Genomic DNA, 12,598 nt, shown 5'->3' with positions numbered 1-12,598 from the left:
GGTACGAAATGAAACTGCTTGCGACGGCTATTGAGCCAAAGTGAACCCGCTAAATAAACCCACACATACGAACAAATCAATGAAACACCGCGTTCTAATACCAACCCTCTTGATGAGTGCAATCTGTGCCACGGCGGCATTTGCGCTCGACAAAACACACGTCTCACGTAAGAAGATATCCCAAGCACCCGTGCAGCAGTCCGCTGTGGTTGAGGGGGTAGACAACTTCTATAAGAGCGACAAGGTGACCATGCAGAAGGTTACATTCAAAAACCAATACAACATACAGGTTGCTGGGACTCTCTTCATCCCCAAAGCCTTGAATCAGAACGCCAGGAATCCGGCAATCATTGTCGGGCACCCAATGGGCGCAGTCAAAGAACAGAGCGCAAATCTGTATGCCCAAAAGCTGGCTGAGCAGGGATTCGTCACCTTGTCCCTCGATTTGTCTTTCTGGGGCGAGAGTGAGGGGCAGCCTCGCAACGTTGTTTCGCCGGATATTTATGCCGAGGATTTCAGTGCTGCGGTCGATTTTCTGGGCACTCGACCATTCGTTGACAGGGATCGGATTGGCGTTCTCGGGATTTGCGGCAGCGGGAGCTTCGTCATCAGCGCCGCCAAGATCGACCCGCGCATGAAGGCCATTGCGACGGTCAGCATGTATGACATGGGTGCAGCCAACCGCAACGGGCTGAGGCAGTCTACGACCCTCGAACAGAGAAAGAAAGCGATCGCAGAGGCGGCTGAGCAACGCTATGCGGAGTTCACGGGCGGCGAGACCAAATACACAAGCGGGACTGTGCATGAACTAAATGAGAACTCCAGCGCCATTGAGCGTGAGTTCTATGACTTCTACCGCACTCCCAGAGGCGAATACACCCCCAAAAGTTCGTCGCCGAAACTTACAACGCATCCGACACTTACCAGCAACGTCAAATTCATGAACTTTTACCCGTTCGATGACATTGAGACGATTTCGCCTCGTCCCATGCTGTTCATCACGGGTGACAATGCCCATTCTAGGGAGTTCAGCGAAGATGCCTATAAACGCGCAGCCGAGCCAAAGGATCTCTACATCGTTCCGAACGCGGGACACGTCGATTTGTATGACCGGGTGAACCTTATCCCCTTTGACAAGCTCACATCCTTTTTCACTCAACATCTGAAATAGGGTGAAGCAAGAAACAAGGTAAACAATCCCATGAACAACCAAAACTTTACAGGCAAGGTAGCCTTTGTCACCGGAGCAGGAAACGGCATCGGTCGAGCTACAGCGCTGGCGTTTGCACGCGAAGGCGCGGCGGTGGTGGTCGCTGACATTTCAGAACAGGGCAATCAAGAAACAGTCCGCATGATTGAGGAACTCGGTGGGCAGGCGGGAGCTTCGCTGCTGCCGAAGGCAATCGCCATCAGGTGCGACGTGACGCGAGCCGAGGATGTGAAGGCGGCTCTGGACAAGACCATCGAGACTTTCGGGCGGCTGGACTTTGCCTTTAACAACGCTGGTGTGGAACAGAAGATAGCGGCGACTGCGGAACTGGATGACGCAGATTGGGACCGCATCGTCAACATCAACCTGCGCGGCGTGTTCCTGTGCCTGAAGCACGAAATCCTGTTGATGCTTAAGCAAGGAAGCGGCGCGATCGTGAATACCTCTTCAGGTGCTGGAGTCAAAGGCTTCAAAGGTCAAGCGGCTTACGTGGCTGCAAAGCACGGCGTGGTCGGACTGACCAAGGCGGCGGCACTCGACTACGCCGCGCAGAACATTCGCATCAATGCTGTATGCCCCGGAATCATCGACACCCCGATGATGGATCGCTTCAGCGGCGGCACTTCCGAAGGACGAGAACGAGTGATCTCGCAGGAACCAATTGGCAGGATGGGTCAACCCGAAGAGATCGCCAATGCCGTCGTCTGGCTGTGTTCGGATGCGTCCTCTTTCGCCGTCGGGCACGCCCTGGTCATTGATGGCGGTCAAACGGTGTAGTGATGTGCAGCGCCAACCCGATCGAACCCTAAACGCACGACAACAAAGCATTGTCGCCATCGTCTCCTTCACCGCCAACGGCGATGACTCATATCGCTACTCAGGAGGTACTCGACGGCAAGCCCTTAGACTGGATGGAAAAGGTCAGCGACGAACAATACCAGGACAGATTCAAGACCGAGTAGAAGTAAACCAGCTTATCTTCCAGATTGGAGCATCAATTTATGTACAACGCCAAAGCTTACTCCGCAGTCAGTGCAACATCACCACTGGCCTCCGACACGATCGCACGGCGCGATCCAACCGAGCACGACGTTCAGATTGAAATTCTCTTCTGTGGCATCTGCCACTCCGACCTCCATTCAGTGCGGGACGAGTGGAGCGATTTCATGTCCACAACCTACCCGATCGTTCCCGGTCATGAGATTGTTGGACGGGTCACTCAAGTCGGTTCAGCAGTGACCAAGTTCAAATCGGGCGATCTAGTGGGAGTTGGCTGCATGGTCGATTCGGATGGTCACTGTCCCAATTGCAAGGCTGGCTTTGAGCAGTTTTGCCAAAATGCGATCTTCACCTACAACTCTCCAGACAAGCACAAGACCGCTCCAGTTACCTATGGTGGCTATTCCAATAGCATTGTTGTCGATCAAAGCTTTGTGCTGCGCGTTCCCCCAAACCTCGATCTAGCTGGAGTTGCACCGCTCCTGTGTGCAGGCATTACCACGTATTCGCCACTCCGTCATTGGGGAGTTACAGAGGGTAAGAAAGTAGGTGTGGTCGGTCTGGGCGGATTGGGGCACATGGGCGTGAAGCTTGCTCATGCAATGGGAGCGCACGTTGTTGTCTTTACCACGTCCCCCGACAAGAAAGAAGACGCGCTCCGCCTGGGTGCCGATGAAGTTGTTGTTTCCCGCAATGCTGACGAGATGCAAAAGCACGCTGGTAGCTTCGATTTTATCCTCGATACCGTCGCTGCCAAGCACGACATTAATGCTTATCTCAACCTGCTGGACCTCGATGGTAACATCACCCTGGTTGGTGCGCCTGAAAAGCCTCTAGATGTCGCGGCATTTAGTCTGATTATGAGTCGCCGCAGTCTTTCTGGCTCTATGATCGGCGGCATCGCCGAAACCCAAGAGATGCTCGACTTTTGCGGTGAACACAATATCACCGCCGATGTTGAAGTCATCCCCATCCAGAAGGTCAACGAAGCCTACGAGCGACTGCTCAAGTCCGATGTGAAATATCGCTTTGTAATTGATATGGCTTCTCTGAAATCTGAATAACCGAGGTGAAACTTCGCAGGAGTACCAATGCAAACGCGCTTACGAGCGCTTGGTGAACAAGGACGCGCGCTATCGCTTCGTCATCGACATAGCCCCGCTGAAGGCAGGCGCGTCGAACCGAAGCTAACCCGCTAGATAAACCCACACATACGAACAAATCAATGAAACACCGCGTTCTAATACCAACCCTCTTGATGAGTGCAATCGGCGCAACGGCGGCATTTGCACTCGACAAAACACACGTCTGGCGTAATAGCCCCCAAGCACCCGTGTAGCAGTCCGCGGTAGTCGAGGGAGCAGACAACTTCTATAAGAGCGACAAGGTGACGGTGCAGAAGGTTACGTTCAGAAACCAATACAATATGCAGGTTGCTGGGAATCTCTTCATTCCCAAAGCCTTAGATCAGAACACCAAGAATCCCGCAATCATAGTCGGGCACCCAATGGGCGCAGTCAAAGAACAGAGCGCAAATCTGTATGCCCAAAAGCTGGCTGAGCAGGGATTCGTCACCTTGTCCCTCGATTTGTCTTTCTGGGGCGAGAGCGGTCGTCGGATCGAGCGCCCGTTTGCGACCACCTTCCGTGGAAGCTCAACTCCGGAGAGCGCCGTGACAACGAGTAAGCCTGACGAAATCCCCGAAGCGGTTCTTTGGCTTGATTCGGATGCGACTTCGTTTGTAATTGAACATGCCGATGTCCGTCGATGGAGGATTTGTACACTCCCAAACTGAGGACGACGCTTCAGGGGCGACACTGGCACTAATTTGACAACAGGATGGTTGTCTTTCGAGATCGTGATTTCTTCACCACGAAGTGCCACCTCAATTAATTTGGGCAGAGGTTGAGATGCCGCAGCGAGATCGATTTGCTGCATAAATCTAACCCTCTTTTTTATTCATCTTCCATCTTTTCTAAAAAATCCGTGTCTTGATACACTTGGTCAAGTGCCTGCTGTTGAGTCCGCCGGGAAGGACGACGGTATTTTTTTGCTTCCAACCGGGGTTCGTATTGACTGTGCCCTTTACCCTTCGTTTTCATTTTCAGGGTGGCGTCGGGATCGGCTTGTTGGTTCAGATGAGTAGAAAGAGCGATCGCATCTTTCAGAAAATCTAGATAATGCTCGTAACGTTCCCAATCCCCTCGCACCGCACAATTCGGCTCATCCCGATGCAGGCAATCACTAAATTGACATCGGGCAACCGCTAAGCGCTGGCGTGCTTCTGGGAAATAATGCACTAACTCTTCCGGAGTCGCATCCAAGTCTGGTTGGTTGAATCCAGGGGTATCTGCAATGAATCCGCCTGTCGGTAATTCAAACAATTCAACGTGTCGCGTCGTATGACGCCCTCGGCTGAGTTTGCCGGAAACTTCTCCGACGCGCAGATTGACGCTGGGAATAAGATAGTTTACGATGCTCGATTTCCCGACGCCAGAAAGACCCGCAAAAATAGTAATTTTATGATTTAGTTGATGCTGGAATTCTTCTAGACCTTGACCTGTGTGGACGCTGATAAATATCGGTTGGTAGCCCCATCCTTGCAAGCGATCGCGCCATTGGTTGAGTTGGTCAGTTGTCACTAAATCGCTTTTATTTAAGCAAAGGCAGACTTCTAAGCCAGTAGACTCTCCTTTTACCAGAAAACGACTCAATTGATAGGCATCCAACGTAGGTTCTTCTAGGGCAAAAACGAGAAGAATTTGCTGAGCATTTGCCACTGGAGGACGATCTAGTTCGCTTGTGCGGGGGAAAACTTCAGCGATCGCTCCCCGTCCACCTGCCCAGTCAGCTTCCTCAATCAGAACGCGATCGCCTACCATCACCTTCTGACCTATTTTTTTCAGCCTTGCGCGACGAGTACACAGGAGAAAGGGAGTTATCAGCGAGGTGTCAGCTTCCAACTCCAAACTACTGAGGTCTAGTCGCACTTGATAAAAATTCGCCTGCACAGCCACCACCGTCCCAATTAACGGCGAAGATTCTTCCAACCGATCAACCGGATCTGGAAATTTCTGCTCCCTCTCCTCTCCTGTCGGCGGTAGCGACGGAGGTGGTACAGAACTCATAGGGAAGCTGGACGCCGCACCCTCAGGGCAAAAAAGCCTGTGCGGTCTTCAGACGCAATGAATCGCGTCTCTTCAATTGTGTAGCCCGCCATCGCTAAACTATCAGGAACCTGCTCAATTGGCTCACCCGGATCTAGCCACACTTCTAATAAGGTGCCGGGTGCCATTTGTTCCAGGCGGAGTTTAGTGCGAACGAAATTAATCGGGCAAGGCGTCCCCCGCAAGTCCAGCTGAGCGTCCGGCACATCCGTTGCAGTCGCTGGATTGTCGATCACTTGAACAACCCTCCTAAAAATCCTTCTAAACCGCCTTTCCCAGTGCGATCGCCTTTGATTTTAGCCAGCTTCTCCAGCAGTTCCCGTTCTTCAGCCGTAATCCGATTGGGAATATCAATTCCTACATTAATCAGGTGATCTCCCCGGCTGACTGGGTTCCCTAGTTTGGGTACGCCATGATTTTCTAGCGTCAGCACCGTATTCGGTTGCGTTCCCGCCGGAATTGTTAACTCTACCGGCCCATCTACTGTATTCACTTCCAGACGGCATCCTAAGATCGCCTGCAAGTAGCTAATCTTAATCTCTGACAGGACGTTAATCCCATCCCGATGAAACTCTGCGTCTTCCTCAACAAACAAATAGACGTACAAATCTCCCGGAGGCCCACCGCGCAGACCAGCGTCTCCTTCTTTAGAAACGCGTAGCCGGGTTCCATTATCTACCCCTGGAGGGATAGTAATTTTAAGCTTTTTCGTCTCCTGTTTGCGACCGACGCCTCCGCAAGTTTCACACTTGTCCTCAATTACCTGTCCTTCACCGTTACAGGTGGGACAGACAGAGACTTGGGTAAAGCTACCAAAGGGAGTCCGTGTCGCACGACGCACTTGACCGGAACCACTGCAAGTCGGACAGGCTCGCGGTCGCGTTCCCGGCTTGGCACCTGCACCGCTACAGGTAGCACAGGTTTCTAGATGGGGAATCCGGATTTCTTTTTCACCCCCAAAGACGGCTTCCCGAAATTCCAGCTTTAAATCTAACCGCAGGTCGTCGCCGCGAACGGGACCGCTACGTCTGCGAGCAGCCGTTTGACCCCCGGCACCCCCAAACCCACTGAAGAAGCTTTCAAAAATATCGGCAAAGTTACCAATATCGCCTAAGTCTGGGCCAGCTCCGACACCAGAAGCGACTCCGGCTTCTCCATAGCGATCGTAGCGAGTCCGGGTTTCTGGTTCCGAAAGGACTTCGTATGCTCGATTGATTTCTTTAAAGCGTTCTTCCGCCCCTGGCTCTTTATTGACATCCGGGTGATATTTCCGGGCCAGACGGCGATAGGCACGCTTAATTTCCTCTTTGTCTGAGTCACGGGAGACCCCGAGAATTTCATAGTAGTCGCGGGCCATAGAACGCTGCTTCTTTAGGGGTTAAGGGTTAGGGGAACGGAAAAATGAAAACTTTAGATATCCTTCAATTTTTCATTTTTCCTTTTTTATTTTTATTTGATTTAGTCAACTGGCTCGTAGTCAGCCTGAACGGTATTATCGTCATCAAATCTAAAGTCATCGTCATCGGGTGTGGAGTCAGGCGCTTCACTAAACTCTGGAGATATGCCACTTTCCAGGCTTTCGTAATCATCCGGTGTCTCGCGTCCGCTGGCTTGCTGGTACACGGCAGCACCAATCGCAAACAGTGTCTGCTGAAAATCGTCGATCTGTTGTTTGATCTCCTCAACACTAATTGAGGGGTTAGCCAGCGCCGCTCGCACCGCTGTAGCCTTCTTATTTGCCTGCGTTTTGATATCCTCTGCAACCAGATCCCCATTGTCATTCAACGTCGATTCATAGCTGTAGAACAGGCTATCAGCCTGATTTTTCAGCTCCACTACTTGCATCCGACGCTGGTCTTCTTCGGCATAGGTTTCAGCTTCGTGCCGCATCCGTTCGACTTCGCTGGCACTCAAGCCGCCGGTATTGCTAATCCGGATACTCTGCTCTCTCCCAGTGCCTTTGTCTTGAGCCAATACTTTGAGAATTCCATCAACGCCGATTTCAAAGGACACTTCAATTTGAGGGATGCCTCTGGGAGCGGGGGGAATTCCTGCTAGGAGGAATTTGCCAAGACTTTTGTTATCTTTCGCCATCGCCCGCTCACCCTGTAAGACGTGAATTTCCACGCTGGTTTGTCCGTCGGTGGCGGTGGAAAAAACTTGGGATTTCGTCGTGGGAATTGTGGTGTTGCGCTCAATAATTTTTGTAAACACTTCTCCCAAGGTTTCAATGCCCAAGCTTAGGGGGGCAACATCCAATAGCAGCAGATCCTCGACTTCGCCGCTTAAGACGCCTCCTTGGATCGCTGCTCCCAGCGCCACTGCTTCATCCGGGTTGATCGACCGATCGGGTGCTTTGCCGCCAAAAAACTTCTTAATCGCATCTTGAACGGCAGGAATTCGAGTTGAACCTCCCACCAGGATGATCCGGTCAATCTCATTGGCTGTCAAACCGCTGTCTTTGATCGCCTGAGCTACAGGCTCAATGGTACCTTCCACCAAATGGTTGACGAGTTCTTCAAACTGGGCGCGGGAAAGTTCCATCTCTAAATGTTTTGGCCCGGTTTCATCGGCGGTGATGAATGGCAAATTGATGGAGGTGCTGCCCATGCTGGAAAGTTCGATTTTGGCTTTCTCTGCTGCCTCTCGCAACCGCTGGAGAGCCATTTTGTCGGTTCCCAGGTCGATGGAATCTTGCTGTTTGAAGTTTTCGATCATCCAGCGGACAATGCTGTTGTCAAAGTCATCTCCGCCTAGATGGTTGTTTCCAGAGGTAGCTTTGACTTCAAAAACGCCGTCACCCAATTGGAGTACGGAAACGTCGAAGGTACCGCCCCCTAAGTCAAACACCAGAATGCACTGCTCTTCATCTTGTTTATCCAAGCCGTAGGCAAGAGCAGCTGCCGTGGGTTCGTTGATGATCCGTAAAACTTCCAGTCCGGCAATGGTACCGGCATCTTTTGTCGCCTGCCTTTGGGCGTCTGTGAAGTAAGCAGGTACGGTGATGACTGCCTGGTCTACCTGTTCGCCAAGAAAGTTTTCTGCATCCTGCTTTAGCTTTTGCAGGATCATCGCTGAGATTTCTTGGGGGGTGTAGTTGCGTCCCCGAATTTGGACATCGACGGTATCATCGCGACCTTTGATACAGGTGTAGGGCACGCGCGATCGCTCTACTTCGGTGTCATCCCAGCGGCGACCGATAAAGCGTTTAATGCTGTATACCGTATTTTCGGCATTGGTGACAGCTTGCCGTTTCGCTAGCTGACCAACTAGGCGATCGCCGCCCTTGCCAAATCCCACGATACTTGGGGTCGTTCTCCCTCCTTCTGTGTTAGAGATGACGATGGGTTGACCCCCCTCTAAAACAGCCACGCAACTATTGGTCGTGCCCAAGTCGATGCCAATGACTTTTCCCATAGCTAGCTGTAGTAAAGGTTTACAGGATTTGTTAAGTAGCCGTCGAATTGCTTGTCCGAAATGGTTCGGACCCGGCACCAGATTTCCATCAATTTGATTGTAATTTCTGACGCCTTCAACCGTCGATGCAGTTCATCAAACTCCATTAACTTTCGCCAGAAAGCGGATGACCTTCCTCTGAGGTTACCACGGGCTCCATACCAGCAGCAACTTTGACTAGGGCGTGGCGCAAGACGCGATCGCCCAAGAAATAGCCGCGCACCAGCTGTTCGATCACAGCTCCTTCTGGATATTCATTCGTTGGTTCCCGCATCACGGCTTCGTGGAGATTGGGATCGAAATCTTGGCCCTCCGGACGCATGGGAGATACTCCGATGCGCTTGAGAGCGTCTGCCAGCTGTTTGTAGACACTCTGGTAGCTTTTGTGGATGCTCCATTCTCCATCAGTTTGCGGCTTAATCTGCGATCGCGCCCGCTCAAAATTATCCACTACGGGCAGTAACTCAGTAATGGTGGTGCACTTGATCTGCACCTCCGAGTCTTCCTTCTCTTTGAGAGTCCGCTTGCGGAAATTTTCAAAATCTGCGGCTATCCTCATGTACTGAGTTTTGAAAGAGTCACACTGTTGCGTGCGCTCTTCCACTTGCGCTTTTAAAGCCTCCACTTCCCGCGTCAATGCTTCTACAGCCGCTGTGTTGCTGGCTGCTTCTGCGTTACTTTCGTCTCCGCTGGCTCCGGAGGTTGCACTGGCATCTGATACCGCATCAGATGTTTGGCTTGTGCCATACACTGACGCCTCCCCTAATGGTTCTCCATTCAAGGTTCCCGTTTCAGATAATGGTTCATTCCCCATTTCCTGTGCCACCGCCTGGTTATCAACCATTGGAGGTGAAGTATTGTCTTGCTGATTTTCTTCCTCGTTCATTGGGCTATCATCCCAGCTAAGAGACTGCTCGCGCTCATTTTAATGGGTAGTCCTGTCGATGTCGCCACTACCACCTCCCCTTCTGTATCAGGTTGGTGTCTCACCACTCCCTGAGTTAGGGATGGAGAGAACCGGCGCATTGCCACAAAACTTTCCCCTTTCTAGAATCATAGTGTGCCCAGGCATCCTACCAATACTCTTTAAAGCTTTTGGCTTAACTTTCTGACAAGGCTTGGGTGGGAAAACCGTATCAACACGCCAACCCTACCTTAACCCTACATTGTGCCAAGCTATGCCATCTGCTGGCATTTGCACAGAAATTTCTTTATAGAAGCAATTGCCTACTTTCCGATTGTAACGTCATCTTCACGAATTTCAGGATAGCCATTGAGCGAGTGGGCGTGCCAGACATCAGAATCTAGACAGTAGACGATGTATGAATCGCAAAATAAATTAAGACAATCCTACGCCTAAGACTTGGTTAAGGCTATTATCGTGAATGTTCCCTACCACGTTCAGCCTTACACGCTCCTTGTCATTAACCAAGTCGTGTCCGAGTCTTCTAAGGCTCCGGCAGGTCTTCAATCTTAAAACTTACAGCATCGTTGTACGGATATTACTGCTTGCGGCTAGTGAGGAGCAAATTGGCTTATCGCGTCAATTTTGCCTTTAAAATCGCCACAACGGCTCAACATAAATGATGAAACGGTCTGGTGGTACTGCGGGGGCGCAAGCCCAAGTCGGTTATCTAAACCGTAAAAATTTAGTTTTTGGCTGACGATAGCAATTTTGCTTCATGGTTTTGGGAACAATTTGTAAAGAGGTATTCTCACGGATCTATGACTCAATCCTCACCACGAAATCGCGCCCTTGCTGTCCGCAATGAGTTTTCGCCCTTCGGCAACCAGCTGATTCAGGCAGGCTATGTTGACACCGACCAAATGCGGCAGGCTATGGTAGAAAGCCGCAAGTCTGGTAGACCCTTAACCGAGGTTCTAGAAACGATTACTGGGCGATCGCTTCCCCCAGATTTGCTACGTCAGTATAAAAAACAACAGCTTTTTGAACTCAAAATTCTTTACGGAGTTGAATCTCTAGATCCGGAAATCAGCCAAATTCCCACTTCTCAGATTGGGTCTTTGATTGAAACCCTGATTCCGATCGATATCTGTAGTCGCTATAAACTAGTACCCTTAACGAAAAATGACACCCAGCCATCCTCGGTACTGGTGGCAATGGTCGATCCAGATAATTTAGCGGCTCAGGACGATCTCAACCGCATCTTGCGACCCCAGGGCATCGCCTTGCAGCGAATGGTGATCACGCTGGAAGACTGTTTGAATCTAATTAACCAATACAAGGATGAGCAAACCAGGAAAGAGGAAGTAGCGCGAATCCAAAAGTCTGTGGATGTCTCAGACGTTCTGGATAATTTGAACGACTTAGGCGATGCGCCTCCTGAAATTGAAGATGACCTGAATGTAGAGGATGCTCAGGGCGCTCCCGTCATCAACCTGGTTAACAGAATCCTCCTCAAGGGTCTGCAAGAGCAGGTTTCAGACATTCACATTGAACCCCAAGAAGAATTCTTACGCATTCGCTTCCGGAAAGATGGGGTGCTACAACAAGCCTTCGATCCGTTTCCGAAAAAAATCATCGCAGCCGTCACAGCTCGCTTCAAAATCATGGCTGAGCTAGACATTGCCGAGCGACGGATGCCCCAGGATGGTCGTATCCGGCGGGTGTTTGAAGGGCGTAAGGTTGACTTTCGGGTGAATACCTTACCCAGCCGCTACGGCGAAAAGGTGGTCTTGCGAATTCTCGATAACTCTTCCACCCAGCTAGGTTTGGATAAGTTAATTTCCGATTCAGAATCGCTAGAAATTGTCAGAGAAATGGCAAGCCGTCCCTTCGGCTTGATTTTAGTAACCGGGCCAACTGGGTCTGGTAAATCTACCACCTTGTACTCGGTTCTGGCAGAACGGAACGATCCGGGAATTAATATCAGTACGGCAGAAGACCCGATTGAGTATGCCTTGCCTGGGATTACTCAGGTACAGGTAATTCGAGAGAAGGGAATGGACTTTTCCTCGATCTTAAGAGCCTTCATGCGCCAAGATCCGGATGTAATTCTGGTGGGTGAAACGCGGGACAAAGAAACAGCGAAAACCGCAATTGAAGCAGCACTAACCGGACACTTGGTACTGACAACCCTGCACACCAACGATGCAGCCGGTGCGATCGCTCGCTTAGACGAAATGGGTATCGAGCCATTCATGGTATCGGGTTCGCTGATTGGCGTTCTGGCGCAACGCTTGATGCGGCGTGTTTGTAGCGATTGTCGCCTTTCCTATTCACCCACTTCACAAGAACTCGGTCGATTTGGTTTATCGGCTTCTGGGGACGGGGATATTACCTTCTACAAAGCCAATACTTTACAACCCGATGAAGCGAAGGAAGCCAAAAGCAGAAATGCTCTGTGCCAAAAATGTAATGGCATTGGCTATAAGGGACGTGTGGGTGTTTATGAAGTCATGCGCGTAACCGAACGCTTGCAAAATTTAATCAGCCAAGGTGCCCCCACCGAGCGCATTAAAGAAGCAGCCGTGGAAGAAGGGATGAAGACATTGCTGGCATACAGCTTAGACCTGGTACGCCAAGGTTATACCACTCTGGAAGAAGTAGAACGGGTGACATTTACAGATTCTGGTCTAGAGGCAGAACTCAAAGCCAAGCGGAAGAGCGGTCTAGAATGTGTCACTTGCACTGCTGAGTTAAAGCCAGAGTGGCTAGATTGTCCTTATTGCATGACGCCTCGCTTTTCCGAATAAATTTCAATCGTCAATCGCTAATGGCGAATGGCAATCACCCAAGCTACGC

At 50.9% G+C, this 12,598-nt stretch carries 10 protein-coding genes and 1 pseudogene; 6 read left to right on the top strand and 5 right to left on the bottom strand.

Annotated features, from left to right (window positions below):
* The first annotated feature begins 79 nt into the window (after window positions 1-79).
* From NDI33_RS00850 to NDI33_RS00830, 5 genes and pseudogenes are all read left to right on the top strand, one after another.
* Complete coding sequence (locus NDI33_RS00850; protein ID WP_190678243.1) at window positions 80-1,171, top strand: alpha/beta hydrolase; 1,092 nt, start codon at window positions 80-82, stop codon at window positions 1,169-1,171.
* A gap of 30 nt (window positions 1,172-1,201) precedes the next feature.
* On the top strand, window positions 1,202-1,987 hold the full coding sequence (locus NDI33_RS00845) for an SDR family oxidoreductase (RefSeq protein WP_190678240.1): 786 nt from the start codon (window positions 1,202-1,204) through the stop codon (window positions 1,985-1,987).
* Complete coding sequence (locus tag NDI33_RS00840; protein WP_190678236.1) at window positions 1,968-2,312, top strand: hypothetical protein; 345 nt, start codon at window positions 1,968-1,970, stop codon at window positions 2,310-2,312. Before NDI33_RS00845 ends, NDI33_RS00840 begins: the two co-directional genes overlap by 20 nt.
* Window positions 2,212-3,273, top strand: a complete 1,062-nt coding sequence (locus tag NDI33_RS00835; RefSeq protein WP_190678233.1) for an NAD(P)-dependent alcohol dehydrogenase — start codon at window positions 2,212-2,214, stop codon at window positions 3,271-3,273. Before NDI33_RS00840 ends, NDI33_RS00835 begins: the two co-directional genes overlap by 101 nt.
* A gap of 293 nt (window positions 3,274-3,566) precedes the next feature.
* Window positions 3,567-3,818 (top strand): annotated as a pseudogene (locus NDI33_RS00830) (alpha/beta hydrolase); the annotation flags it as partial.
* 346 nt (window positions 3,819-4,164) lie between these two features.
* On the opposite strand, the gene rsgA reads toward NDI33_RS00830, so the two are convergent.
* The 5 genes from rsgA to grpE all read right to left on the bottom strand — a co-directional run bounded on the left by rsgA (window position 4,165) and on the right by grpE (window position 9,718).
* Complete coding sequence (rsgA, locus tag NDI33_RS00825; RefSeq protein WP_190678230.1) at window positions 4,165-5,337, bottom strand: small ribosomal subunit biogenesis GTPase RsgA; 1,173 nt, start codon at window positions 5,335-5,337, stop codon at window positions 4,165-4,167.
* Window positions 5,334-5,609 (bottom strand): sulfurtransferase TusA family protein, encoded by a 276-nt coding sequence (locus NDI33_RS00820; protein ID WP_190413870.1) that lies wholly within the window; start codon window positions 5,607-5,609, stop codon window positions 5,334-5,336. The genes rsgA and NDI33_RS00820 overlap by 4 nt, the downstream gene beginning before the upstream one ends.
* Window positions 5,609-6,733 carry a molecular chaperone DnaJ gene (dnaJ, locus tag NDI33_RS00815; protein WP_190526929.1) on the bottom strand — a complete coding sequence of 375 codons (1,125 nt, stop codon included), beginning with the start codon at window positions 6,731-6,733 and terminating at the stop codon, window positions 5,609-5,611. Before dnaJ ends, NDI33_RS00820 begins: the two co-directional genes overlap by 1 nt.
* 101 nt (window positions 6,734-6,834) lie before the next feature.
* On the bottom strand, window positions 6,835-8,793 hold the full coding sequence (gene dnaK, locus NDI33_RS00810; protein ID WP_190427811.1) for a molecular chaperone DnaK: 1,959 nt from the start codon (window positions 8,791-8,793) through the stop codon (window positions 6,835-6,837).
* A gap of 145 nt (window positions 8,794-8,938) precedes the next feature.
* Complete coding sequence (grpE, locus tag NDI33_RS00805) at window positions 8,939-9,718, bottom strand: nucleotide exchange factor GrpE (RefSeq protein ID WP_190427797.1); 780 nt, start codon at window positions 9,716-9,718, stop codon at window positions 8,939-8,941.
* Window positions 9,719-10,557: 839 nt separating this feature from the next.
* Here grpE and NDI33_RS00800 point away from each other — a divergent pair.
* Entirely contained in the window at window positions 10,558-12,549 is a 1,992-nt protein-coding gene (locus tag NDI33_RS00800) for a GspE/PulE family protein (protein ID WP_190678227.1), read from the top strand.
* Window positions 12,550-12,598 lie beyond the last annotated feature (49 nt).

Source organism: Trichocoleus sp. DQ-A1, from assembly GCF_039961955.1.
Classification (GTDB): Bacteria; Cyanobacteriota; Cyanobacteriia; order Cyanobacteriales; family FACHB-T130; genus FACHB-T130.
This window is presented reverse-complemented; position numbering and strand designations above follow the sequence as displayed.